The sequence below is a fragment of the Gemmobacter lanyuensis genome (genome assembly GCF_014652355.1).
Taxonomy (GTDB): Bacteria; Pseudomonadota; Alphaproteobacteria; order Rhodobacterales; family Rhodobacteraceae; genus Gemmobacter; species Gemmobacter lanyuensis.
The window spans coordinates 1-23344 of the sequence record NZ_BMYQ01000006.1 but is presented as its reverse complement, the minus strand read 5'-3'; the positions used below and the strand labels follow the sequence as shown (position 1 = coordinate 23344).

Genomic DNA, 23344 nt, shown 5'->3' with positions numbered 1-23344 from the left:
AGAAGATGATGACCCAGTTCCCGCGCGACCTGCGCGCTATGGCCGTTTCGGCCCACCCTATCCGCCTGTGCATCGATTGCCGCCATCAGGGACAGGCCTGCCTGCCCGGCCTGATGCTGATGGGGCGCCTGACCGCCGCCATCGACAGCGCCCGTCCGGGCGCCGAATTCGAAATCTCGGGCACGGCGCAAATCACTGCCTGCAGCCGACCCTGCCAGATCGCCTGGCGCGCCACGGCGCAGGGGGCCTGGGTCTTCGGCGATGTGGCCGACAGCGCAGATCTTGAAGATCTGGTCGCCGGCGCCCGGCGGGCCGAGCAGGGCATGGGTCAGGCACAGGTGCCCGGCAGCGCCGCCGCCATCGTCAGCCGTGCGGGCGCGCTCAGCTAACGCCCCGCCAGCCAGCCCGCCACCCGCGCCAGCGTCGAGGTCCGCGCGAGGCCCAGCCGGGCTTCGCGCCGATCCCCCGCATTCAGCGCTGCATAAAGCGCATGGACCCCAATCCAGCGCAGGGGCTCGGGCTCCCACCGACGGACGGGACGGTTGACCCAAGGCAGCCGCGTCAGCGCCGTATCGCGCCGCAGGGCCAGATCGGCCAGCGTCCGCCCCGCAAGGTTCGAGGTCGAAACCCCGACCCCCACATAGCCGCCCGCATGCCCAAGGCCCGTGGCCGGGTCAAAACCCACCGTGGCGCACCAGTCGCGCGGCACGCCCAGCACCCCGCACCAGCCATGGTCGATCCGCGCCCCGCGCGCGGCGGGGAAATGACGGTGCAGGATCGCCGTCAGGCGGCGCAGCGTTTCGGCATCCGGCACCCCTGATCGGTCCACGGCCGAGCCAAAGCGATACGGCACCCCGCGCCCGCCCACCGCGATCCGCCCTTCACGCGTGCGCTGGCAATAGCAATAGGCATTGGCGAAGTCGCCCAGAATCTCATGCCCGTGCCAACCGATCCGGTCCCAGACCTCGGGGGGCAAGGGTTCGGTCACGATCTGCGCGGAATTGAGCGGCAGCCAATCCCGCCGATGGCCCGGCAGGGTGGCGGTGAAGCCCTCGGTCGCGCGCAGGATCACGGGCGCGCGCACGGTGCCTTGGGTCGTCCGCACCTCTCCGGGGGCATAGGACAGAACCTCGGTCCCCTCATGGATGCGGGCGCCCGCGCGTTCGGCGGCGAGGGCCAGCCCGCGCACCAGTTTCGCCGGCTGCACCCGCGCCACGCCCGAGACGATCATACCCCCCAGCACGCCCGGAATCGCGATGCGGGCGGCGACCTCGGCGGCGGTGATGCTGCGGACGCGGCCCTCTTCGCCCCAGCTGCGGCGATGGGAAACCTCGGCCTGTAGCCGCGCAAGCTGGGCGGGCGCGGTGGCCACCATCAGCTCATCCGTGGGCAGGATATCGGCGTCGATCTGTTCGTGGCGGGCGACATGCAGCACCTCGGCGACGGTACCATTCATGGCATCGACCATGGCGCGCACCGCCAGTGGGCCGTGGGTTCGGGCATAGCGGTCATGGTTCCAGGCAAAGCCGCCCGTCAGCCAGCCACCATTCCGCCCCGAGGCGCCATAGCCCGCAAATTCCTTTTCCAGCACCAGAACCGACAGGCCCGGCTGCGCCTTGCACAGGTAATAGGCCGTCCAAAGCCCAGTATAGCCCGCCCCGATGATGACGACATCAGCCGTCTGATCCCCCGCCAGTGCGGGGCGGCGACGTTCCGGCAGGCCGATGTCCGCATACCAGAAGGACACCCCGCCCAACTGGCGCGGCGTCATCCCTCGGCCGCCATGCCCTGCATCACCGCCGTCGTCACTTCGGACGAGCGCAGCATATCTTCCAGGGTCAGCGATTCGATGATCAGCAGATAAGACCAGAACACCTCGGCAAAGACCTTGCGGATGCGGCAGGTGGCCTCATCGGTGCAATCCTCGCAGCGCTGGTAGGACCGGCGCGAGAGGCAGGGCAAGGGCGCGATCGGCCCTTCGATCAGCCGCAGCATTTCAGAAATCGACACATCGCGCGGGTTCTTGATCAGGCTGTATCCCCCCGATCGGCCGCGGGTCGAGGCGATCACCCCGGCATTGCGGATTTCCAGAAGGATATGTTCCAGAAACCGTTTCGGCGCACCCGACCGTTTGGCGATCTCTTCGATCGTCAGGGCCTGCGGCTGCGGTTGCGCGGCCTCGTCCGCAAGGGTCAGAAGGGCCTTCAGCGCATATTTCATCTTCTGCGTGATCATAAGACAGGGGTAAGCCCTGCCTGCGGCGGAATCAATCGGCACAAGGCGCAAGTGGCCCGAAATCAGCACAAATTTCGGGCGGGGTGGCAAGGGGCCGGGTCAGCCGCGGCGCCGCCCGGCCAGCCAGCCGCCGATCAGCGTAAAGGCGGTGGGCGCCGCTACGATGACAAAAAGGATACGCACCACATGGTGCAGCGCCACAAAGGCCACATCGGCATGGATGGCCAGCGCGATCAGGCCCATCTCGGTCAGCCCGCCGGGGGCCAGCGCCAGCAGCGCCTGATCCACACCCACCCCGGCCACCTGCCGCATCAAAAGCCCCGTTGCCAGCGCAAGACCCAGTGTCAGCACCGTGGACCCGAGGCTCAGAAGCCCCGCCCGCGCCAGTTCGGGCAGGCGGATGCCCTGAAAGCGGCAGCCCAGCACCGTACCCAGAATGACCTGCGCCGCATTGACCAGCAGCGCGGGCGGCGCCCCCGCGGTGACATTCGTCAGATGCAGCGCCGCCGACAGCGCGAGCGGCCCCAGAAAGGTCGGCGCGGGAAAGCGCAGCGCCTGCCCCAGCAGGCTGCCCACCACCGCGCAGATCAGCAGAAGCAGCGCATCGACCCAGCCCAACTGCACGGCCGGAGCAGGCGCCCCGCCCACCGCCTGTCCCTGCACCACCCGAAACCAGAAGGCGATCAGGGCAATGGTGACAACGATCCGCAGGCTATGGGCCAGGATGATGGGCTGAACCCGTGCGCCCTTGGCCTCGCCGATCTCGATCATCTCGGTCAGGCCGCCGGGCATCCCGGCGAAATAGGCGGTGGTCCAGTCAAAGCGGCCGACGTACCGGTAAAAGGGCACAACCGTCAGCCCGACGGCAAAGATATAGCCGGTCAGCAGCAGCAGGGTCTGCACCCATTCCCCGGCCTGTGACAGCACCGCGGGGCTGAAACGCGCGCCCAGCATGACCCCGATCACCGCCACCGTGGCCGGACGAATCCGCACCGGCGCGCGCATGGGCGCCCCCGCGACCGCCGCAACCATGGTGGCAAACAGCGCCCCCAGCATCCAGGGCAGGGGCAAGGACAGGGCATGGAACGCCCCGCCCCCCGCCGCCCCCAGGAACAGGGAAAGGCCAAGGCGCAGGAAATCGGGCATGGGTGCGGGTCCGCGTTGGAGGGGCACGGCGCCCCCTTTGATCCTCAAATACCCAGACCCGCCGCGCGGTTCCAGCCTCGGCCCCGGCTCAGCCGCGCCCGCGATAGGGCGGCACCCCCTGATCGGGGATCCAGACGCCCTGCGGCATGGCCCCGGTTTGCCAGAACACGTCGATCGGGATGCCCCCGCGCGGATACCAATACCCCCCGATCCGCAGCCACTGCGGCGCAAGGAAATCCACCAGCCGCCGGGCGATCGACACGGTGCAATCCTCATGGAAGGCACCGTGATTGCGGAACGAGCCAAGGAAAAGCTTCAGCGATTTCGATTCGACCAGCCAGTCGCCCGGCACATAATCGATCACCAGATGCGCGAAATCGGGCTGGCCCGTCATCGGGCAAAGCGAGGTGAACTCGGGCGCGGTGAAGCGCACACAGTAGGACACGCCCTTCTGCGAGTTTTCCACCCGCTCCAGCTCGGCGGTTTCGGGGGAATCGGGCAGAACGGTCCTGCCGCCCAATTGCTTGAGATTGCTATAGATCGTTTCCATGCGCTGTCCTTTCACAAAGGGCGCAGCCGGGCCTGCCGACCGCCCTGACGGAGGCCCGCAAAGCGGGCCGCCGCGCGGGCAGATCGGGGTCAGGGTCCTTGTTTTGTTAACCGGGTAGGCTGCGACCGGTGGGCCTGACATACGCCCGCCCCGCCCCGCTGCCAAGCCGCCTTGCACAAACCCCGCCGCAGCCCGGTTGACAGCCCCGTCCCCCTGCGCCATCTTGCCGCCACGTCAGGGGAGTCCCGCCGAGGGGACTGAGAGGCTGACAGGACCCCCTCACCGGGGCCCGGTGAAGCGACCCTTTGAACCTGACCCAGTTGACACTGGCGTAGGAAGACCGAAGGGCATTCCCCCCGCATCTGATGATGGGTGGCCCCTCGGGCCACTTGGCCCATGTGCGGATACCGCAGGGCCAAAGGGCCCCTTTCTGCCTCATGTTCTGCCTGGGTCTCATCACTTGTGAGGAGACCACGATGAACAAACCAACCACACCGCCGCGCATCACCACCGGGGGGCTTTCGGCCTCTTGCAAGGTGCATCTGCCGGGGCAGATCCATGACATCCGCGTGCCCATGCGCCAGATCGCCATCAGCAATGAGGCGCCGCTGATGGTCTATGACAGCTCGGGGCCTTACACGGATCCGGCCTGCGTCATCGACATCAGCAAGGGGTTGGCCCCGGTGCGCGGCACCTGGCAACGCCGCACCGGCGCGGTTGAGGAATATGAGGGTCGTGCAGTGCAGCCCGCGGACAACGGCTTTGCCGAAGGCGCGCGGCTGGTGCCGGGCTTTCCGCTGCAGCACCGCCCGCTGCGCGCCACGCAGGGCCGCGCCGTCACGCAGCTGGCCTATGCCAAGGCCGGGATCATCACCCCGGAGATGGAATATGTGGCGATCCGCGAAAACCTGGGCCGCACGGCAGCCGCGACCGCCCGCGACGGGGAAGATTTCGGCGCCTCGATCCCCGATCTGGTCACGCCCGAATTCGTCCGCGCCGAAATTGCCGCCGGGCGGGCGATCATCCCCGCGAATATCAACCACCCCGAGCTGGAGCCGATGATCATCGGCCGCAACTTCCTGGTGAAGATCAACGCCAATATCGGCAATTCCGCCGTCACCTCCAGCATGGAGGAAGAGGTGGAAAAGATGGTCTGGGCGATCCGCTGGGGTGCCGATACCGTCATGGACCTGTCCACCGGGCGCAATATCCACAACATCCGCGACTGGATCCTGCGCAATGCCCCGGTGCCGATCGGGACGGTCCCGCTCTATCAGGCGCTGGAAAAGGTCGGCGGCGTGGCCGAGGATCTGACATGGGAGATTTTCCGCGATACCCTGATTGAACAGGCGGAACAGGGGGTGGATTACTTCACCATCCACGCCGGGGTGCGGCTGTCCTATATCCCGCTGACGGCAAAACGTGTCACCGGGATCGTGTCGCGCGGCGGATCGATCATGGCCAAATGGTGCCTGCATCACCACCGCGAAAGCTTTCTCTACGAACATTTCGACGAGATCTGCGATATCATGCGCGCCTATGATGTCAGCTTCTCGCTGGGGGACGGGCTGCGCCCCGGATCGATCGCCGATGCCAATGACGCGGCGCAGTTTGCCGAACTGGAAACGCTGGGCGAGCTGACCAAGATCGCCTGGGCCAAGGATTGCCAGGTCATGATCGAAGGGCCGGGTCATGTGCCGATGCACAAGATCAAGGCCAATATGGACAAACAACTGAAGCACTGCCACGAGGCGCCGTTCTACACGCTCGGGCCGCTGACCACCGATATTGCCCCCGGTTATGACCATATCACCAGCGCCATTGGCGCGGCGATGATCGGCTGGTTCGGCACGGCGATGCTTTGCTATGTCACGCCCAAGGAACATCTGGGCCTGCCCAACCGCGATGACGTGAAGACCGGGGTCATCACCTACAAGCTGGCCGCCCATGCCGCCGATCTGGCCAAGGGCCACCCCGGCGCGCAGATGCGCGATGACGCCCTGTCACGGGCACGGTTCGAATTCCGTTGGGAAGACCAGTTCAACCTTGGGCTCGACCCCGATACTGCCCGCGCTTTCCACGATGAAACCCTGCCGAAAGAGGCGCACAAGGTCGCGCATTTCTGTTCGATGTGCGGGCCGAAGTTCTGTTCGATGAAGATCAGCCAGGACATCCGGGCCGAGGCGGAAAAGCAGGCGGGCATGACCGCCATGGCCGAAAAGTTCCGCGAGGGCGGCGCCCTTTATGTGAAGGTAGAGGAGTGATGTTTTCGGTCCTCGGGGCCGGGGTGGCGGGGCTTTGCGCCGCCACAGCGCTGGCCGAACGAGGGGCGCGGGTCGAGGTGATCGACCCCAGCCCCGACCCCACCGGGGCGTCCTGGTACGCGGGCGGGATGCTCGCCCCCTTTTGCGAAGGCGAGGCCGCACCACAAGAAGTTGTAGTCGCAGGCCAAGCCGCCCGCGACTGGTGGGCTGCCCGCGTGCCCGGCGTGCTGACCCACGGCACGCTGGTCGTGGCGCCGCCGCGCGATCAGGCGGAACTCGGGCGTTTTGCGCGCGCAACGCAGGGCCATGCGCCCGTCGATCCCGGCGTGCTGGAACCCGATCTGGCGGGGCGCTTTGCGCGGGGGTTGTTCTTCGCCGATGAGGCGCATCTTGACCCGCGCGCCGCGCTGCAGGCGCTGCGCGACCGGCTGCTTACCCTGGGGGCCGAGCTGCATTTCGGCACCGATGCCCGCCCGCGCGGACAGGTGATCGACTGTCGCGGCCTGTCGGCGCGGGGCGAACTGGCGGGCCTGCGGGCCGTGCGGGGCGAAATGCTGCTGCTGCGCTGCGACGGGTTCCACCTGCACCGCCCGGTGCGGCTACTGCATCCGCGCTTTCCCTGCTATATCGTGCCGCGCGGTCCGGGCCTGTTCATGGTCGGCGCCACCATGATCGAGACGGATCAGGACGGGCCCATCACCGCCCGTTCGGTGATGGAGCTGCTCTCTGCCGCCTATGCCCTGCATCCCGCGCTGGCCGAGGCCGCGCTGATCGAAACCGGCGCGGGGCTGCGCCCGGCCTTTGCCGACAATATCCCCCGCATTGTGCATCAGGGCGACCGGATCTTCATCAATGGCCTTTACCGTCACGGCTATCTCATGGCGCCCGCGCTGGCCGAGCGGCTGGCCCAAACCCTGTTTCAGGAGGTTCCCCTTGCGTCTTGAAGTGAACGGCACCCCGCAAGAGCTGCGCGCCACCACCCTGTCCGACCTGATCGACGAACTGGGGTATGAGGCCGCCTGCGTCGCCACCGCCCTGAACGGCCATTTCGTTCCCCTTGGCCTGCGTGGCGCCACCCCCCTGTCGGAGGGCGCCAAGGTCGAGGTTCTGGCCCCGATGCAGGGGGGCTGAGGCGATGCGGCTCTATGGCACCGAAATCGCCTCGCGCCTGCTGCTCGGGACGGCGCAATACCCCTCACCCGCCGTGCTGGCCGAGGCGATCCGGACCTCGGGCACCGCGGTCATCACCGTCTCGCTGCGGCGCGAAGGGCCGGGCGGCGGCGGCTTCCGCGATCTGATCGCGCAGGCGGGCTGTCACCTGCTGCCCAATACCGCCGGCTGCCATTCCGCGCAGGAGGCGATCACCACCGCCCGCATGGCACGAGAGCTGTTCGGCACCGACTGGATCAAGCTTGAGGTCATCGGCCATGCCGACACCCTGCAACCCGATCCCTTCGCGCTGGTCGAGGCGGCGCGCGTCCTTTGCGCCGAGGGGTTCAAGGTCTTTCCCTATACGACCGAGGATTTGATCCTGGGCGAACGCCTGCTTGAGGCCGGGTGCGAGGTGCTGATGCCCTGGGGCGCCCCGATCGGATCAGGTCAGGGGCTGCGCAACCCCGAAGGGCTGCGGTCGATGCGGGCGCATTTCGCAGGTGTGCCGCTGGTGATCGATGCGGGGATCGGCGCCCCTTCACAGGCAGCGGCGGCGATGGAGATGGGCTTTGACGCCGTGCTGCTGAACACCGCCGTGGCCAAGGCCGCCGATCCCGTCGCCATGGCGCGGGCCTTCGGGCTTGCGGTGCAGGCGGGGCGGTTGGCGCATGAGGCGGGGCTGATGCCCCGGCGCGACATGGCCGCCCCCTCAACCCCGATCTTTGGCATGGCGGAGCTGCTGTGATGGACCGTTTCTACCTGATTGTCCCCGATGCGGACTGGATCGAACGGCTTGTGCCGCTTGGCGTGCGACTGGTGCAACTGCGCCTTAAGGACGCGACGGAAGATGATACCCGCGCGCAGATCCGCCGCGCGCAGCAGGTTTGCACCACCCATGGCGCGCAACTGGTGGTGAATGACCATTGGCAGGCTGCCATCGACCTGCAGGCCGATTTCGTGCATCTGGGGCAAGAGGATCTGGAGACCGCCGATATCCCTGCCTTGCGCCGTGCGGGCATCCGCTTTGGCCTGTCCACCCATGATGAGGCCGAGCGCGAGCGCGCCCTGTCCTTCGACCCGGCCTATATTGCGCTGGGGCCGGTCTATCCCACGCTGCTCAAACAAATGCCCTGGGCGCCGCAGGGGCTTGACCGGGTGGCCGACTGGAAACGCGCGATCGGAGCCCGCCCGCTGGTCGCCATCGGCGGGCTGACGATCGACCGGCTGCCGGGGGTCTTTGCCGCCGGGGCCGACAGCGCCGCCGTAGTGACCGATATCGTCACCGCCCCCGACCCCGCCCAACGCAGCCGCGACTGGATCGCAGCGACGAGGCAGCCATGACCGACCGTTACGCCCGGCAGCGGGTGTTGCCACAGGTGGGCGATGCCGGGCAGGCGCGGCTGGCCGCGGCGCGGGTGCTGGTAGTCGGGGCCGGGGGGCTGGGCGCCACCGTCCTGCCCGCGCTGGCCGGCGCCGGGGTGGGGCATCTGCGGATCGTCGATGCCGACCGCGTCAGCGAAAGCAACCTGCACCGCCAGACGCTGTTTTCCATGGCGGATCTGGGCCAGCCCAAGGCCGCCAGCGCCACCGCGCGCCTTTCCGCGCTGAACCCCGATCCGAAGATCGAGGTCTGGGATCGCTGGCTTGACCCCGCGCTGGCGCCAGCGGCGCTGGCGGGCTGCGATCTGGTGATCGATGCCGCCGACAGCTTTGCCGCAAGCTATATCCTGTCGGATCACTGTCAGCGGCAGGGCATGCCGCTGATCAGCGCCTCGGCCCTGGGGATGACGGGCTATGTCGGCGGATTCTGCGGTGGGGCGCCCAGCCTGCGCGCGGTCTTTCCCGATTTGCCCCAGCGCGCGGCGACCTGTGCCAGCGCCGGGGTGCTGGGTCCGGTGGTGGCGACGCTGGGGGCACTGCAGGCACAGATGGCGCTCTCGGTGCTGCTGGAGCTGACCCCCTCACCGCTGGGTCAGGTGCTGACGGTCGATCTGGCGGGGCTGCGGTTGGGGGGCTTTCGCTTTGACGGCGCGCCGGAACCCGCGACGGCCCTGCCCTTCATCGCCCGCACCGACCTGACAGCGCAGGATCAGGTGATCGATCTGCGCGGCCCGGCCGAGGCGCCGACACCCGTCACCCCCGGCGCCCAGCGCCTGCAGGCCGATGATGCGGCAACCTGGCCACCGCTGCCCCCCGGCCGCATCGTGCTGTGCTGCCGCAGCGGGTTGCGGGCCTGGCGCGCGGCGCGGCATCTGGCCGGGCTGGGGCACCGCGACCTTGCTCTTGTGGCGCTGGGGGATGAATAACCGCGCCTTCTGCGGGTCATTCATCCCCCGCGCGCCATTCCTTCCAGCCCAGCGCCACTTTGCCACCGATTGTCGCGAAAGGTTCGGGCGGGATGCGCTTCGGCGGCGGGGCGGCGGCGTAATCGCGCCCCAACGCAGACAGCACACCCAAGGCGCGCTCACCCGCAACAATGCCATTTGCGGTCGCATTGGTGGCCCCCACGCCGTTGCACCCTGCGGCCAGCCAAAGACCGGGCTCCACCTCTTCCACCACAGGGACGCTGTTCCAGGTCAACGCCATGGCCCCGCCCCAGCGATGGTCCATCCCCACCCCCGCCAAAGCCGGAAAGCGGCTGGCCAGCTTGCGATCATGCAGCTGCCCCGCGCGTCGCAAAGCCCCTTCGCCCACTGTCAAGCCAGGGTTGTAGCTGTAGCGCGAGCGGACCAGCAGCCGGTCACCATCCGCCCCCGCGATCCGGCGCAGCGTGGTGCCCATCGGCAGGGCCGGGGTTGCGGCCCAATCCCGGGCTCCGCCCAGCCGCCGCGGATCGAAGGGCCGCGTCAGTGAGGCATAAGTAAAGACATGCATCAGACGACCGGGCAGCAGACCAAAGCTTTGGGCGTGTCCGTTCACGGCCAGAACCACCCGGCCCGTGGCCACCTGGCCCTGCGCCGTTTCGACCTGCCAGCCTGCACCCTGCCGGGTGATCCGCCGCACCGGGCTTTGTTCATGCAGGCGCAGGCGGCGGGCCTGCAGGGCATCCGCGCAGGCGCGCACAAAGGCGGCCGGTTGGATCAGGGCCGTTCCGGGCGTGTAAAGGGCGGCGCTGAAAGCCGAACTCCCCGTCAGGGCTGCGGTCTCGGCAGAAGACAAAAGGCGATGCGCTTCCCCTAGGGCGGTCAACTGCGCGGCATATTCCTGAAGGTGATGATCCCCCTTCGCCCCCCGCGCGATCGAATATCGCCCGCACGGATTGAAGATCTCGGTCCCCCAGCCCTGTTCCTCGGCCATGTCCTGCACAAGCGCCAAGGCCGTGCGGTTATTAAAAATATCACGCCGCGCATGATCCGCCTGATCACTGCCCAGACTGTCGGCAGACACCTCATGGGGGAGGTCGATGATGAAGCCCGAATTGCGGCCTGCGGGACCTTCGCCCACCTGTCCCGCCTCAAGCATCAGAATGCGCAGGGATGGGTCCAGCTGGAACATGCGGCGGGCGGCGGCAAGCCCGGCAAAGCCTGCGCCAATCACCACGACATCGGCGGTCTGACGCCCGTCCAACGCCTGCGCGGGAACGCGGGGCGACAGCATTGCAACCCAGCCCGAAACGCCGGGGTGGCGAGGGAAGGCGCGCGCCGTCAGCACAGGCGCCATCAGAGGGCGGCCTCGATCTCTCGCAACGGGCCAAGGGCGGCGTGCAGCGCCGCGATACGGTCGGCCGCCAGCGCCCGCAAAGGTTTGCGCGGCGTCCCGGCGGCATAGCCGGTCAGGGCCGCCGCGGCATAGACGGTCTGGACATAATTCCCCTCCCAGATCAGCGACATGACCGGTTCAAGATCGGCCCAGATCCGCCGCGCATCGGCCCACCGGCCTTCACCCGCCGCCTTCACCACGGCAAGGCAAGTCCTGGGGGCAAAATTCGCCCCGCCCCAGATCAGCCCCGACGCCCCGGCCAAGAGCGCATAGGGCACAAGGGGATCTGCCCCGTTCATCACCGGCAGACCCGTGCGGATCAGTGCCGCCTGTGCCGCAAGATCGCCCGACGAATCCTTGACCGACGCAAACCCGGGGATCTGTGCCAGACGTTGAAACAACGCGGGGGTAATTTCGACCCCGACAGCATGGGGCACGTTATACCCGATCACCGGTAGCCCCGCGCCAGCGACCTCGGCGTAGAAATCCACGATACCATCGTCATCGGTCGGGCCCTCAAAGAACGGCGGCAGCACCATCACCCCGTCAGCCCCGGCGTCTGCAGCCCGCCTGGTGCGCGCAACCACATCTTCCGCCATCAGGGCAGAGGTCTGGGCAATGACCCGCGCGCGACCGTTGATGACCTTGGCGCCCCGGGCAATGACGGCCTGCGCTTCCTCTGGCGACATGTAGACATGCATCCCGGTCCCCGAGGACAGGACGAACCCGCGAATGCCTGCGTCAAGGTAGCGTTCGATATTCGCTTCTAACCGAGGGAAATCGACCCGGCCCGCATCATCAAAGGGGGTGGCCAGCGCAAGATTCAGGCCGGAAAAGGCAAAACTGGACATGGGTTCTCCTGTAAGGGCGGGCGGGTGGCCGGGGGCAACCCGGTGTTCAGGGGTGGGCAGGCGCGGCGCTGCAGATCAGGAGACGATACGCAGGTTCATGCTGGCCGGAGCGGCATAGCTCGCCATATTGCGGCGCGAGAGTTCCAGATGCGCGCGCACCAGGGCTTCGGCGGTATCAGGGTCGCGCGCGGCAATGGCGTCAATGATCTCGTCATGCTGCTGGGCGGCTTCGTCCCGTTCCATCATCCGGCGCGGCGACTGCGCTGTGCCGTGATCGGCATAAAAGGTCATCGCAATGCGGGCATGGTCAATCTGGCAGCGGCGCAGGCTAGGCAGGACATAGGCATTATGGGCCATCTCACCGATCCTGAGATGGAAGCGGTCGTTTTCAAAGACCCGCGCTTCGACATCCCCGGCCGCGATGGCCGCGCGAAACTGACGCTGGATCTCTTTCAGCCCGTCAAGCTCGGCCCGGCTGTGGCGTTCGGCAGCAAGGCGGGTGCTGGCCACAAAGACCAGTGGCGCGAAAAGAAAGAAATCGCGCAGGGATTGATGCCCCATGGCGGCGGCCCGGGCCGGGCGGTTCGGCTCCAGCTCGATATAGCCTTCGCCAGCCATCTGACGCATGACCTCGCGCACGGGGGGGCGCGACAGGCCGAATTCATCGGCCAGGGCATATTCATCCAGCACAGCGCCGGGGGCGATCTGCATCGTCAGGATCCGGCGCCGCAACGCCTGAACCAGGGCATGACGGCGGTCCTGCGTGCTGTCTGCGGGCAGATCTGTGGGGGATTTCATCGGCGCCTCCGTTTGGAATACTTTTGGTATTCTTTTCGTCGCCCGTCAAGCCCGTGTGAAGAGAACACAAAAGCCGCCCGGCAGACGGGGCGGCTGTCATGCAGAAAGGGTTGGCCGGATCTTCCGAGCCACCCCGATTCGGGCCGGTGGGCAGAGCCTAGTGATCGCGCAGGAAATCATCCTCGACGGCAGAGACATCGACGCCCATCGCCTCAAGCCCCGCCTCCAGATTTTCGGCCAGATGGGGCATCCCCATCAGATAGCCGTCTGTGGGCGTCATCCGTTCCTGATAGGCGGTTTCGACGGCCTCGGCGAAATCGGCAGCGTCAAAGGCCCCGCGCCCCACCCAGGCCAGCGCGACCAGATGGGCCTGTTCGTCATCGTTGAGCCCCCGGATGAAGGCGTGCAATTCGGCGGCGGCCATATCGCCTTCGCGCGCCTGATAAATGATGTGAACGACCTTGGCTGGGCTGATCTCGAGCATGGCAAACCTCCGTTCCACAGCCATGGTGCGCCTCTGCGGCGGCGCTGTCCAGCGTCACGTCGCGGACCGGGATAACTGGACGTTGGGGCGGTGGCGGCATAGGTTAGGCGCTGAAGCATCCATCGGAGCGCAAATGTCCGAAACCGACGCGCAGGGCTATCAGGTTCTGGCCCGCAAATACCGACCGCAGACCTTTGCCGATCTGATCGGGCAAGAGGCGATGGTGCGGACGCTGAAGAACGCCTTTGCGGCCGACCGGATCGCCCATGCCTTCGTGATGACCGGGGTGCGCGGTGTGGGCAAGACCACCACCGCCCGCATCATCGCCAAGGGGCTGAACTGCATCGGCCCCGATGGCACGGGCGGCGCCACGACCGAACCCTGCCTGGTCTGCGACCAGTGCCGCGCGATCAGCGAAGGCCGCCATGTCGACGTGATGGAGATGGACGCGGCCTCGCGCACAGGTGTGGGCGACATCCGCGAAATCATCGACAGCGTGCATTACCGGGCGGCCAGCGCGCGCTACAAGATCTACATCATCGACGAGGTTCACATGCTCTCGACCAGCGCGTTCAACGCGCTGCTCAAGACGCTGGAGGAACCGCCGGCCCATGTGAAGTTCATCTTTGCCACCACGGAAATCCGTAAGGTGCCGGTGACGGTTTTGTCGCGCTGCCAGCGGTTCGATCTGAAGCGGATCGAGCCCGAGGTGATGATGGAACATCTGGCCAAGGTTGCAGGCAAGGAAGGCGCGCATCTTTCGCCGGAGGCGCTGGCGCTGATCACCCGCGCCGCCGAAGGATCGGTCCGCGACGCCATGAGCCTGATGGATCAGGCCATCGCGCATGGGGCGGGGGAAACCACCGCCGATCAGGTTCGCGCGATGCTGGGTCTGGCAGATCGGGGACGGACGCTCGATCTTTTCGACATGATCATGCGGGGCGACGCCCCGGCGGCCATGGCGGAACTGGCGGCGCAATATTCGGACGGCGCCGACCCGATGGCCGTGCTGCGCGATCTGGCGGAAATCACCCATTGGATTTCGGTCATCAAGATCACGCCCGAGGCCGCCGAAGACCCGACCACCCCGCCCGATGAACGCGCGCGCGGGCTGGATATGGCCGGGCGGCTGCCGATGCGGGTGCTGACCCGGATGTGGCAGATGCTGCTGAAGGCGATCGAAGAGGTCAGCCTTGCCCCCAATGCCATGATGGCGGCGGAGATGGCGGTCATCCGTCTGACGCATGTCGCCGATCTGCCCGACCCCGAGGCGCTGATGCGCCGCCTTCAGGCCGGGCCGCCGCCCGTGCATCCGGGCGGTGGCGGGGCCGGTGGCGCGCCAGCGGGCGGCGGTGGCGGTGGTGGCATGGTCCATGCCCCCGCCCGGATGATGGCGCCGGCCCGCAGTCCTGCGATGGCCCCGACGATGAGCGGCGGCGCCGCGCTGGCCGTGGCCGAAGACCGGCTGAAGGTCTATGCCACCTTCGATCACGTGCTGGATCTGATCCGCGAAAAGCGCGACATGGCGCTGCTGCTGGCGGTTGAGGCCCATGTGCGGCTGGTGAAATATGCGCCGGGGCGGATCGAATTCGAACCCACCCCTCAGGCCCCCCGCGATCTGGCCGCGCAGCTGGCGCAACGGCTCCAGGGCTGGACGGGCAGCCGCTGGGGGGTTTCGGTCGTGGGATCAGGGGGTGCCCCCACCGTGGCCGAAGCCCGTGATGCCGAACGCCTGAAGGCCGAGGCCGAGGCACTGGAACACCCGCTGGTGCGGGCGGTTCTGGCCGCATTTCCCGGGGCGAAGATCACCGAAATCCGCACGCCCGAGGCCATGGCGCAAGAGGCTGCCGTAACAGCCCTGCCCGAGGTCGAGGATGAATGGGACCCCTTCGAGGAAGACTGAAAGGACGACAGGATGCTGAAAGGTTTGGGCGGGCTTGGCGACATGGCCAAGATGATGAAAGCCGCGCAGGAAATGCAGACCCGGATGGCAGAATTGCAGGACAGCCTCGGTCGGGTCGTGGTGATCGGCGAGGCGGGCGCAGGGCTGGTCAAGGCACGTTGTACTGCCAAGGGCGAGATCACCGGGCTGGAGATCGATCCCGCGATCCTCGTCCCGTCCGAAAAGGAAGTGGTCGAGGATCTGATCGTGGCGGCGCTGAAAGACGCGCAGGCCAAGGCCGCCGCGCGCGGGCAGCAGGAAATGGCAAAGCTGACCGAAGGGCTTGGCCTGCCCCCGGATTTCAAGCTGCCGTTCTGATGGGCGCGCCAGGCGATATCGAGGATCTGATCGGCCTGATGGCCCGGCTTCCGGGGCTTGGGCCGCGCTCCGCCCGGCGGGCGGTGCTGATGCTGCTGAAAAAGCGCGGGCCCCTGATGGCGCCGCTTGCGCAAGCGATGGCGCATGTCGCGCTTTCGGCGCGGGATTGTTCGGTCTGCGGCAATATCGGCACAGAAGACACCTGCCCCATCTGCACCGATCCGCGCCGCCAGACCGGCGAGATCTGCGTGGTCGAGGATGTGGCGGACCTGTGGGCGATGGAGCGGGCGGGCGCCTTCCGCGGCCGCTATCATGTGCTGGGCGGCACGCTCTCGGCGCTGGACGGTCTTGGGCCGGATGAGCTGCGGATTCCGCTGCTGGTGCGGCGGGTGCAGGAAGAGCAGACGCGCGAGGTCATCCTGGCGCTGAATGCCACGGTCGATGGGCAGACGACGGCGCATTACATAGCAGACGCGCTGGCGGCGACGGGGGTGCAGGTGTCCTCGCTGGCGCAGGGCGTGCCGATTGGCGGCGAGCTGGATTATCTGGATGACGGCACCATCGGCGCAGCCTTGCGGGCGCGGCGGCGGGTCTGAGGAAACGGGGGCAGGATGTCAGAGGCGGCAGAACGGATCGCGGCGGCGCTGCGGGGGCAGGACAATCTTTATGGCGCATTGCGCGCGGCGGCGCGGTCGGCCCCCGTGGGCGTTGAAGAGGTGCTGGCCGCCCTTGGCTCTGCGCCCGAGGGTGATCGCCTGCGCGCCGTGGACAAGGGGTTGCTCGCCTGTCTGATCCGCGATGGCGCAGGGCTACCTGCCGTGCCGCAGGCGGCCGCGATCATCGACTGGTTGGGTCGCGCCCCGGTTGCACCGATGTTTGCGCCCGATATTGCGGCAAGCCGCCATATGGCGCTGCTGACGGGCGGTCAGCTGCACGAGATGCCCGCCTATTCGGACCCGGCCTTTGATGCCTGGTTCGCCACACAGGGGGTGGACTATGGCCTTGGCCCCTATGGCGAAAAGCGCAGCGTCTATACCGCCGCACAATTCGCCGACGCCGCCAGCGCCGAGCGGCGGATGATCCATATGGGAATCGATGTCTTTGCGCCCGCCGGAACGCCGGTGCATGCGCCGCTGGCAGGCCGGGTGCGGTCGGTCGTCTATAACGCCGATCCGCTGGATTACGGGCATACGCTGATCCTTGACCATGTGACCGAGGCGGGGACCTTCCACACGCTCTATGGGCATCTGGGGGGAAGCCTGCCCACACTTTGCCAGCCGGGCGCCGAGGTCGCGGCCGGGCAGGTCATCGCGCATCTGGGCGACTGGCCCGAAAACGGCGGCTGGGCCCCGCATCTGCATTTCCAGATCATGACCGACATGCTCGACCAGCAGGGCGGCAATTTCTTTGGTGTCGGGCACGAAAGTTTCTGGGATGTCTGGCAGCAGATCTGCCCCGATCCCAATCTGATCCTGCGCCTGCCCGAGGGCGCCTTTGGCTGACGGCGGCCGGGGGCTTTGCCCCCGGACCCCCAGGATATTTTTGCCAAGATGAAAGGGGACCCGAAGGCCCCGGATCAGGCGTGGCGGGCGCGGTGGCCGATCTGGTAATAGCTGCCCGTGCGGGTCGCAAGATAAGGCGTAAGGGGGATGTCCTCTTGCTTGAGGAAGCCCTTGGCCGGAAGGGTGCCTGCGCGCACCATCTCGATCACCGCGACGACCGAGGCGGAGGTCGTCCAGGCGATCGCCGTGCGGGACTTGCCGCCGATTTCGATCGGGTAGTAGCTGCGGACAAATTCCTTGCGGCGCAGCTGGCCCCCGATGCGGCCTTCGGCGGCGACATGGACATAGACCACGTCCTCGTCCACCGGGGGTTTGGCATTGGTCAGGATGCGGCCCGCTTCGGCGCGGTTTTCGCGCATGAGCAGTTCGTGGAAGAAGAAGTTCATCAGCTTGACGTGGCCGGGGTAGCGCATCGTCTTGTAATCAAGGTTCTCGATCCGACCGAGGTAGGTTTCGCACATGGTGCCGAGCCCGCCGGAGGTGGTGAAGGCTTCAAGCTGAATGCCGTCGATGAAGATGGTTTCCGTCCATTCCATCGCGCTGACGGTTTTCAGCACGCCTTCCTCGATCACTTCGCAGTCGTTGAGGTATTCGTTCACCACGCCCTCAGGCGACCAGTTGAAGGCATAGCCCAGAAGGCCCGTGGGGTTCTGCGGCAGGGCGCCTACGCGCAGCTTGATCGAGCGGACGGTTTCGAACTGATTGGCCAGATCGGCCGCGACGATGCCGACAAAGCCCGGCGCCAGCCCGCATTGCGGCGCCATGAGGCCCTGCGCGGTTTCGGCCAGATCGCGGATATGTTTGGTGGTGGGCACATCTTCCGTCAGGTCGAAGTAATGCAGGCCAAGCCCATGGGCCACGGTCGAGACACCGATATTCAGGTGATAGGGCAGGCAGGAAAGAACGGCCTCTTGCCCGGCCAGCGCGGCTTTCAGCGCGGCGGTATCCGACAGATCGACGGTTTTCGTGGCAAAAGGCGCGGTGGTTTCGCGCGCATCGATGCCGGTGACGGTGAAACCGCTTTCGACCAGCAATTCGGCCGCCAGATAGCCGACCTTGCCTAGGCCGAGGACCGCGATCTTGTTGAATGACATAGGGATTTCCTGTCCGCTGAACGTTTCTTATGCGCTCAGGCTAAAAGACAGGGGTGCCGATTTCGCCGGACAGACCGCCAGATGTGACGTGATTTTGCGGCAAAATAACAGGGTGGCGGGCAAAATGACCGCCACCCCGAAAAGGATCAGAAGTCGAACTTCACGCCCTGTGCCAGCGGCAGGGTAGCGCCGTAGTTGATGGTGTTCGTCTGGCGGCGCATATAGCCCTTCCAGGCGTCCGAGCCGCTTTCGCGCCCGCCGCCCGTTTCCTTTTCGCCCCCGAAGGCCCCGCCGATTTCGGCGCCCGAGGGGCCGATGTTCACGTTGGCGATGCCGCAATCCGACCCGGCGGCCGAGAGGAAGGTTTCCGCCTCGCGCATGTTCAGCGTGAAGATGCAGGAGGACAGGCCCTGCGGCACGTCATTCTGCAGGGCAATCGCCTCATCCAGGGTTTCATAGCCGAGGACATAGAGGATCGGGGCGAAGGTCTCCTCGCGCACGGTATCGGTCTGCGCGGGCATCTCGACCAGCGCGGGCGAGACATAGGCGCCCCCGGCCACCGCTTCGACCGCCTCGCCGCCATGGACGCGGCCACCTTCCGCGCGGGCCTTGGCGATCTGCGCGAGCATCCGGTCACGGCTTGCGGAATCCACCAGCGGGCCGATCAGCGTACCGGCCTTGCGCGGGTCGCCGATGGGCAGGCTGGCATAGGCCTTGGCCAGTTTCGCCACCAGATCATCCTTAATCGAGTTATGCGCGATCAGACGCCGCAGCGAGGTGCAGCGCTGCCCCGCCGTGCCCACGGCCGAAAAGACGATGGCGCGGACCGCCATGTCGAGATCGGCCGAAGGCGCCACGATCATCGCGTTATTGCCACCGAGTTCGAGGATCGGGCGCCCCCAGCGCGCCGCGACCTTCGGGCCGACGATGCCGCCCATACGGGTCGAGCCGGTGGCCGAGATGATCGGCACGTCCTTGGAATTCACCAGCGCCTCGCCAATGGCGGGGCCGCCGATGACCAGCTGCACCAGACCTTCGGGCGCATCGCCAAAGCGGGCCAGCGCGCGTTCCATGATCTTCATGCTGGCGATGGCGGTCAGCGGGGTCTTTTCCGAGGGTTTCCAGATGACCGGATCGCCGCAGACCAGCGCCAGCGCCGCGTTCCACGACCAGACCGCCACGGGGAAGTTGAAGGCCGAGATGACGCCGCAGGGGCCCATCGGGTGCCAGGTTTCCATCATCCGGTGCGAGGGACGTTCCGAGGCGATGGTCAGGCCATAGATCTGACGCGACAGGCCGACGGCGAAGTCGCAGATGTCGATCATCTCTTGCACTTCGCCCAGACCTTCCGAGGTGATCTTGCCCGCCTCAAGCGTGACCAGCGCCCCGAGTTCGGCCTTGGCGGCGCGCAGCTCTTCGCCCAGGAGGCGGATCAGCTCGCCCCGGCGCGGGGCCGGAACGGTGCGCCAGGCACGGAAGGCAGCCTGCGATTTGGCGATGATCGCGGGCATGTCGGCCGGGTTGGTTTCATGCACATGGGCAACGACCGCGCCGTCGATAGGCGACCGGACGGCAAGGGTGCCCCCGGTGATTTCGGCCGCAGACAGGCCGGCGGCGCTGAGGGTTTCGGCGTGGGTCATGTCAGTCTCCCTTGGTGACCAGATGGCGCTGCGCTTCCATTCCCATGGAAACCAGAAGCGGCGCGGATTCTTGCAGGCGCTGGAAATCGGATTTGGACCTCATTCCGCGCCAATCGGCAAGGATGAGGCTTTGCGCCACGGCCCCGCCCAGCGTGGTGCCGGGGCCGGTGACGATGAACAGATCAGGCGCGAATTCGCGCGCGGCATGGGCGATGGCGCGGCTGAAGTCATAGCTTTCGACCACCTGATGGCCCAGGGTGTAATCCCACAAGGCTTGAGTATCGGTCGCGTCAGGCCACCAGATATGGCCGCGCCCGTCGATCAGCGGCAGATTTGGTTGCCCGAACAGACCGGGGGCCAGACGCGCGCGTCCGGCTTCGGCCACGGGGGCCTGCAGATGGGTGTGGAAGGCCGCGTGGTTGGCCAGCCGCATGGGGAAACGCCCCTGCACCACCGGCACCGCAGCCTCGAACGCCTTCAGGCCCGCGTCCTCACCCGCCAGAACCAGCATGCCGCCCAGATCGATCGACAGAGCCAGACGCTGACCCGGCGCATCGATACGGGCCACAAGGGCCAGAAGCTCGGCCTTGCGGGCGGGATCGGGCTGCCAGTTTTCATCCACGAAGGGATAGATCAGCTGTCCCCCGATCAGGCGTTCCTGCATCAGCGTGCCCATGGTGTTGACCACCTCGAACCCGCCCTCGGCGGTCAGCGCCCCGGCGCAGGCCAAGGCGGAATACCAGCCCATCGAATTGCCCGTCACCGCCACGACCTTGACGCCCGAGATCGCCCGGAAATCGGCCAGCGTCGCGGCATAGATCAGCGCGCTGGCATTGTCGCCGCGGGTGTGACGCGACACCGAATAGCTGCTCGCCCCATCCAGCGCCGACAGCGTCTCTTGCCCCAGCGCCGCGCGGCGGGCATCGAAATTCGCAAGCAACCCCTTGTCCGCGAAATGGCGCCCCAGAACGCCCAGTTCGGTTTTGGTATAGGTGCCCCGGCCGGGGCAGATCACGACCGCGGTTTTCATGCGCAAATCTCCAGGGCGGCGGCGATGATGCTGTCGCGCGACGGCATGGTAGCGGCATAGGCCGGGCCGGTGGCGATAAAGCTGTCCTCGGCGGTGATGCGCGCCAATGGCAGGCCGGGGCAGGCTTCGTGGAAATGGGCCATCAGCGCCTCGGCCACGCCGCCGGTGTGGCGGGTTTCATCGACGATAAGGATGCGTTTCGCCCCCCGCACAGCCTCGGTCAGTGCCGCCTTGGGCAGGGGCGAAAGCCAGCGGGTGTCGATGATACGGGTCTTGATCCCGGCCTGCGCCAGCGCGGGTTCCGCCTGACGCGACAGGTATACACCATTGCCGAAGGTCACGATGGCCAGATCGTCGCCCGTGCCATGCACGCCCACCTCACCCTGCGCGATCACCTCGGAGGGGTCGGGATAAACCTGCATCCAGCCACCGTCCTTGTCGGCATGCAGATCCCGCATCGGGTAAAGCGCGATGGGTTCCAGGAAGACCACAAGCCGCTGTTCCTCGCGCGCAAGGCGCACACATTCGCGCAGCATCCGCGCGGCATCGGCCCCGTTCGACGGGCAGGCCAGGATCAACCCCGGAATGTCGCGCAGCACCGCGACCGAGTTGTCATTGTGGAAATGCCCGCCAAAGCCCTTCTGATAGCCCAGCCCCGCAATCCGCAGCACCATCGGGTTCGTGTATTGCCCGTTCGAGAAGAAGGGCAGCGTCGCGGCCTCGCCCCTCAGCTGGTCTTCGGCATTGTGCAGATAGGCCAGGAACTGGATCTCCGGCATCGGGCAGAAACCGTTCTGCGCCATGCCGATGGCAAGGCCGAGGATCGACTGTTCATCCAGCAGCGTATCGATCATCCGATCCGGGCCGAAGCGGGCCTGAAGCTTTTGCGTGACGCCATAGACGCCGCCTTTCCGGCCCACATCCTCGCCCATCATGACGATTTCGCGATGCGCCAGCATCAGGTCCGTCAGCGCCCAGTTGATGAGGCGCGACATGATCTGCGGCTCCGCCATCTGCTTGAGATCGCTGCCAAAGACCTGCGCGCGGGTTTCGGGGCTGGGGCCGTTGGTGGGCTTGCAGGCCCGCCGGGGCGGGATGAGGGATGCCATGACATCCGCCGCCGTCTTGAGGCGCGGGCGGGTCACGGCCTCGGCCGCGATGCGGGCCACGCGGTCATTGGTGTCGGTATAGATCTCCAGCGCGCCATCGGGGGTAAGCGCGCCCAGCTGATCCAGACCCCGCACCATATGCAGCAACGGGTCCTGCGCCTCTTCGGCCTCGACCTCCTCGCGGGACAGATAGGTGGTGGGCATATCCGCCCCGGCATGGCCATAAAGCCGGATGGTGCGGACATGCAGGAAGGCAGGTTTGCGGCGCGTCCGCACATAGGCGGCGGCGGCCTGCGCGGTGGCGAAAGTGTCGAAGATATCCAGCCCGTCGCAGGCGAAATACTTCAGACCGGGGCGGTTCTGGAAGGTCGCCGCGATCCAGCCCTTGGGTGTCTTGGTGGAAATGCCGATGCCGTTATCCTCGCAGCAGAACAAAAGCGGCAGCGGGATCGACTGGTAGCTGGTCCATTGCGCGGTATTGAAGGCACCCTGCGCGGTGGAATGGTTGGCCGAGGCATCGCCGAAGCTGCAATAGACGATGGCATCATCGGGCAGTTCGGCATGTTCCGGCCGGTGGCGGCGCGCGGCGCCCACGGCATAGGCCGCGCCAATCGCTTTGGGCAGATGTGAGGCGATAGTCGAGGTCTGCGGCGGAATGCTCAGCGCCTTGGACCCCAGAACCTTGTGCCGCCCGCCCGAAATCGGGTCTTCGCTGGAAGCCGCGAAGGACAGCAGCATATCCCAGGCGATGCTCTGCCCCGGCACCTGCGCACTGCGCGCGATCTGGAAGGCCGCGTCGCGGTAATGCAGGAACGCCATGTCGGTCGGGCGCAGCGCGGCGGCCACGGCGGCCAGCCCCTCATGCCCCGAAGAGCCGATGGTATAGAACCCCTGCCCGGCCCGCTGCATCACCCGGCTTTGCCGGTCGAGCGCGCGGCTGAGACAGGCGGCGCGATAAATACCCACCGCCTGAAACGGCGAAAGCGCCCCCGAAGGGGCGTTGCCATGCGGAAGGTCCCGCGACGCAACGCGACGCAGGAAGTTGTCGTGAACGATATCGGCGCGATCCATGCCGGGTCTTTTCCTTTTGGGGCCCTGTGGGGGTCCGGGCGCATCCTTTGGCCAGTGGCCCCTGGCTGCGGGATGCGCCCGAATGTCGATCAGAAGAACGCCTGGATGCCGGTGATGGCGCGTCCGAGGATGAGGGCGTGGACGTCGTGGGTGCCCTCGTAGGTATTGACGGTTTCGAGGTTGACCATGTGGCGCATGATCTGGAAATCCTCCTGGATGCCGTTGCCGCCGTGCATGTCGCGGGCCCAGCGGGCGATCTCCAGCGCCTTGCCGCAGTTGTTGCGCTTGACGATCGAGATCATCTCGGGCGCGGCATTGGCCGCGTCGAGCAGCCGCCCCACCCGCAGGCTTGCCTGCAGGCCCAGGCTGATGTCGGTCAGCATGTTCGCCAGCTTCAGC

24 protein-coding genes are annotated in these 23344 nt (G+C 66.8%); 11 read left to right on the top strand and 13 right to left on the bottom strand.

Going from position 1 to position 23344, the window contains the following annotated elements:
* The first annotated feature begins 8 nt into the window (after positions 1 to 8).
* Complete coding sequence (locus tag IE101_RS10910; protein WP_189633870.1) at positions 9 to 389, top strand: DUF1636 family protein; 381 nt, start codon at positions 9 to 11, stop codon at positions 387 to 389.
* On the opposite strand, the gene IE101_RS10905 is transcribed toward IE101_RS10910, so the two are convergent.
* The 4 genes from IE101_RS10905 to queF all read right to left on the bottom strand — a co-directional run bounded on the left by IE101_RS10905 (position 386) and on the right by queF (position 3931).
* Positions 386 to 1771: an NAD(P)/FAD-dependent oxidoreductase gene (locus IE101_RS10905; RefSeq protein ID WP_189633869.1), complete on the bottom strand. Its 1386-nt coding sequence runs from the start codon at positions 1769 to 1771 to the stop codon at positions 386 to 388. The two genes, IE101_RS10910 and IE101_RS10905, sit on opposite strands and share 4 nt — an antisense overlap.
* Positions 1768 to 2235 (bottom strand): RrF2 family transcriptional regulator, encoded by a 468-nt coding sequence (locus IE101_RS10900; RefSeq protein ID WP_189633868.1) that lies wholly within the window; start codon positions 2233 to 2235, stop codon positions 1768 to 1770. Before IE101_RS10900 ends, IE101_RS10905 begins: the two co-directional genes overlap by 4 nt.
* 99 nt (positions 2236 to 2334) lie before the next feature.
* Positions 2335 to 3381 carry an AbrB family transcriptional regulator gene (locus IE101_RS10895; RefSeq protein ID WP_189633867.1) on the bottom strand — a complete coding sequence of 349 codons (1047 nt, stop codon included), beginning with the start codon at positions 3379 to 3381 and terminating at the stop codon, positions 2335 to 2337.
* 88 nt (positions 3382 to 3469) lie between these two features.
* Positions 3470 to 3931: a preQ(1) synthase gene (gene queF, locus IE101_RS10890; RefSeq protein WP_189633866.1), complete on the bottom strand. Its 462-nt coding sequence runs from the start codon at positions 3929 to 3931 to the stop codon at positions 3470 to 3472.
* Positions 3932 to 4407: 476 nt separating this feature from the next.
* Here queF and thiC point away from each other — a divergent pair, with 476 nt between their 5' ends.
* The 6 genes from thiC to IE101_RS10860 are packed head-to-tail and all read left to right on the top strand — an operon-like array spanning position 4408 to position 9653.
* Positions 4408 to 6195: a phosphomethylpyrimidine synthase ThiC gene (gene thiC, locus IE101_RS10885; protein ID WP_189633865.1), complete on the top strand. Its 1788-nt coding sequence runs from the start codon at positions 4408 to 4410 to the stop codon at positions 6193 to 6195.
* Entirely contained in the window at positions 6195 to 7139 is a 945-nt protein-coding gene (locus tag IE101_RS10880; protein WP_189633864.1) for an FAD-dependent oxidoreductase, read from the top strand. Before thiC ends, IE101_RS10880 begins: the two co-directional genes overlap by 1 nt.
* Positions 7129 to 7326 carry a sulfur carrier protein ThiS gene (gene thiS, locus IE101_RS10875; RefSeq protein WP_189633863.1) on the top strand — a complete coding sequence of 66 codons (198 nt, stop codon included), beginning with the start codon at positions 7129 to 7131 and terminating at the stop codon, positions 7324 to 7326. The genes IE101_RS10880 and thiS overlap by 11 nt, the downstream gene beginning before the upstream one ends.
* A gap of 4 nt (positions 7327 to 7330) precedes the next feature.
* Positions 7331 to 8092 (top strand): thiazole synthase, encoded by a 762-nt coding sequence (locus IE101_RS10870; protein ID WP_189633862.1) that lies wholly within the window; start codon positions 7331 to 7333, stop codon positions 8090 to 8092.
* Positions 8092 to 8688, top strand: a complete 597-nt coding sequence (locus IE101_RS10865) for a thiamine phosphate synthase (protein WP_189633861.1) — start codon at positions 8092 to 8094, stop codon at positions 8686 to 8688. The genes IE101_RS10870 and IE101_RS10865 overlap by 1 nt, the downstream gene beginning before the upstream one ends.
* Positions 8685 to 9653, top strand: coding sequence for a HesA/MoeB/ThiF family protein (locus IE101_RS10860; RefSeq protein WP_189633860.1), 969 nt, complete (start codon positions 8685 to 8687; stop codon positions 9651 to 9653). Before IE101_RS10865 ends, IE101_RS10860 begins: the two co-directional genes overlap by 4 nt.
* Before the next feature lie 16 nt (positions 9654 to 9669).
* Here IE101_RS10860 and IE101_RS10855 read toward each other — a convergent pair whose 3' ends face one another.
* The 4 genes from IE101_RS10855 to IE101_RS10840 form a co-directional block, all read right to left on the bottom strand.
* Positions 9670 to 11007 carry an NAD(P)/FAD-dependent oxidoreductase gene (locus tag IE101_RS10855; RefSeq protein ID WP_189633859.1) on the bottom strand — a complete coding sequence of 446 codons (1338 nt, stop codon included), beginning with the start codon at positions 11005 to 11007 and terminating at the stop codon, positions 9670 to 9672.
* Positions 11007 to 11897, bottom strand: a complete 891-nt coding sequence (locus IE101_RS10850; RefSeq protein WP_189633858.1) for a dihydrodipicolinate synthase family protein — start codon at positions 11895 to 11897, stop codon at positions 11007 to 11009. The genes IE101_RS10855 and IE101_RS10850 overlap by 1 nt, the downstream gene beginning before the upstream one ends.
* A 75-nt stretch (positions 11898 to 11972) precedes the next feature.
* Positions 11973 to 12695, bottom strand: a complete 723-nt coding sequence (locus IE101_RS10845; RefSeq protein WP_189633857.1) for a GntR family transcriptional regulator — start codon at positions 12693 to 12695, stop codon at positions 11973 to 11975.
* A gap of 157 nt (positions 12696 to 12852) precedes the next feature.
* Positions 12853 to 13179 (bottom strand): DUF3775 domain-containing protein, encoded by a 327-nt coding sequence (locus tag IE101_RS10840; protein ID WP_189633856.1) that lies wholly within the window; start codon positions 13177 to 13179, stop codon positions 12853 to 12855.
* A gap of 133 nt (positions 13180 to 13312) precedes the next feature.
* Here IE101_RS10840 and IE101_RS10835 point away from each other — a divergent pair, with 133 nt between their 5' ends.
* The 4 genes from IE101_RS10835 to IE101_RS10820 are packed head-to-tail and all read left to right on the top strand — an operon-like array spanning position 13313 to position 16941.
* Positions 13313 to 15082 carry a DNA polymerase III subunit gamma/tau gene (locus tag IE101_RS10835; RefSeq protein WP_189633855.1) on the top strand — a complete coding sequence of 590 codons (1770 nt, stop codon included), beginning with the start codon at positions 13313 to 13315 and terminating at the stop codon, positions 15080 to 15082.
* Between the two features lie 12 nt (positions 15083 to 15094).
* On the top strand, positions 15095 to 15439 hold the full coding sequence (locus IE101_RS10830) for a YbaB/EbfC family nucleoid-associated protein (protein ID WP_189633854.1): 345 nt from the start codon (positions 15095 to 15097) through the stop codon (positions 15437 to 15439).
* A complete protein-coding gene (gene recR / locus IE101_RS10825; protein ID WP_189634050.1) occupies positions 15436 to 16035 on the top strand; it encodes a recombination mediator RecR in 600 nt (199 codons plus the stop codon). Before IE101_RS10830 ends, recR begins: the two co-directional genes overlap by 4 nt.
* 15 nt (positions 16036 to 16050) lie before the next feature.
* Positions 16051 to 16941 carry a peptidoglycan DD-metalloendopeptidase family protein gene (locus tag IE101_RS10820; RefSeq protein WP_189633853.1) on the top strand — a complete coding sequence of 297 codons (891 nt, stop codon included), beginning with the start codon at positions 16051 to 16053 and terminating at the stop codon, positions 16939 to 16941.
* Between the two features lie 74 nt (positions 16942 to 17015).
* Here IE101_RS10820 and IE101_RS10815 read toward each other — a convergent pair whose 3' ends face one another.
* From IE101_RS10815 to IE101_RS10795, 5 genes are all read right to left on the bottom strand, one after another.
* Complete coding sequence (locus IE101_RS10815) at positions 17016 to 18095, bottom strand: saccharopine dehydrogenase family protein (protein WP_189633852.1); 1080 nt, start codon at positions 18093 to 18095, stop codon at positions 17016 to 17018.
* Between the two features lie 146 nt (positions 18096 to 18241).
* Positions 18242 to 19735 (bottom strand): L-piperidine-6-carboxylate dehydrogenase, encoded by a 1494-nt coding sequence (gene amaB, locus IE101_RS10810; RefSeq protein WP_189633851.1) that lies wholly within the window; start codon positions 19733 to 19735, stop codon positions 18242 to 18244.
* A 1-nt stretch (position 19736) separates the two neighbouring features.
* On the bottom strand, positions 19737 to 20765 hold the full coding sequence (locus tag IE101_RS10805; protein WP_189633850.1) for an ACP S-malonyltransferase: 1029 nt from the start codon (positions 20763 to 20765) through the stop codon (positions 19737 to 19739).
* Positions 20762 to 22945 (bottom strand): thiamine pyrophosphate-dependent enzyme, encoded by a 2184-nt coding sequence (locus IE101_RS10800; RefSeq protein ID WP_189633849.1) that lies wholly within the window; start codon positions 22943 to 22945, stop codon positions 20762 to 20764. Before IE101_RS10800 ends, IE101_RS10805 begins: the two co-directional genes overlap by 4 nt.
* A gap of 89 nt (positions 22946 to 23034) precedes the next feature.
* Positions 23035 to 23344, bottom strand: a 310-nt coding sequence (locus tag IE101_RS10795; RefSeq protein ID WP_268247279.1) for an acyl-CoA dehydrogenase family protein, incomplete at its 5' end; no start/stop codon positions are given.

Coding starts and splice junctions, on each gene's coding strand:
- IE101_RS10910 (WP_189633870.1), top strand. CDS start 9: ATGACCCAGTTCCCGCGCGACCTGCGCGCTATGGCCGTTTCGGCCCAC.
- IE101_RS10905 (WP_189633869.1), bottom strand. CDS start 1,771: ATGACGCCGCGCCAGTTGGGCGGGGTGTCCTTCTGGTATGCGGACATC.
- IE101_RS10900 (WP_189633868.1), bottom strand. CDS start 2,235: ATGATCACGCAGAAGATGAAATATGCGCTGAAGGCCCTTCTGACCCTT.
- IE101_RS10895 (WP_189633867.1), bottom strand. CDS start 3,381: ATGCCCGATTTCCTGCGCCTTGGCCTTTCCCTGTTCCTGGGGGCGGCG.
- queF (WP_189633866.1), bottom strand. CDS start 3,931: ATGGAAACGATCTATAGCAATCTCAAGCAATTGGGCGGCAGGACCGTT.
- thiC (WP_189633865.1), top strand. CDS start 4,408: ATGAACAAACCAACCACACCGCCGCGCATCACCACCGGGGGGCTTTCG.
- IE101_RS10880 (WP_189633864.1), top strand. CDS start 6,195: ATGTTTTCGGTCCTCGGGGCCGGGGTGGCGGGGCTTTGCGCCGCCACA.
- IE101_RS10870 (WP_189633862.1), top strand. CDS start 7,331: ATGCGGCTCTATGGCACCGAAATCGCCTCGCGCCTGCTGCTCGGGACG.
- IE101_RS10865 (WP_189633861.1), top strand. CDS start 8,092: ATGGACCGTTTCTACCTGATTGTCCCCGATGCGGACTGGATCGAACGG.
- IE101_RS10860 (WP_189633860.1), top strand. CDS start 8,685: ATGACCGACCGTTACGCCCGGCAGCGGGTGTTGCCACAGGTGGGCGAT.
- IE101_RS10855 (WP_189633859.1), bottom strand. CDS start 11,007: ATGGCGCCTGTGCTGACGGCGCGCGCCTTCCCTCGCCACCCCGGCGTT.
- IE101_RS10850 (WP_189633858.1), bottom strand. CDS start 11,897: ATGTCCAGTTTTGCCTTTTCCGGCCTGAATCTTGCGCTGGCCACCCCC.
- IE101_RS10845 (WP_189633857.1), bottom strand. CDS start 12,695: ATGAAATCCCCCACAGATCTGCCCGCAGACAGCACGCAGGACCGCCGT.
- IE101_RS10840 (WP_189633856.1), bottom strand. CDS start 13,179: ATGCTCGAGATCAGCCCAGCCAAGGTCGTTCACATCATTTATCAGGCG.
- IE101_RS10835 (WP_189633855.1), top strand. CDS start 13,313: ATGTCCGAAACCGACGCGCAGGGCTATCAGGTTCTGGCCCGCAAATAC.
- IE101_RS10830 (WP_189633854.1), top strand. CDS start 15,095: ATGCTGAAAGGTTTGGGCGGGCTTGGCGACATGGCCAAGATGATGAAA.
- IE101_RS10820 (WP_189633853.1), top strand. CDS start 16,051: ATGTCAGAGGCGGCAGAACGGATCGCGGCGGCGCTGCGGGGGCAGGAC.
- IE101_RS10815 (WP_189633852.1), bottom strand. CDS start 18,095: ATGTCATTCAACAAGATCGCGGTCCTCGGCCTAGGCAAGGTCGGCTAT.
- amaB (WP_189633851.1), bottom strand. CDS start 19,735: ATGACCCACGCCGAAACCCTCAGCGCCGCCGGCCTGTCTGCGGCCGAA.
- IE101_RS10805 (WP_189633850.1), bottom strand. CDS start 20,765: ATGAAAACCGCGGTCGTGATCTGCCCCGGCCGGGGCACCTATACCAAA.
- IE101_RS10800 (WP_189633849.1), bottom strand. CDS start 22,945: ATGGATCGCGCCGATATCGTTCACGACAACTTCCTGCGTCGCGTTGCG.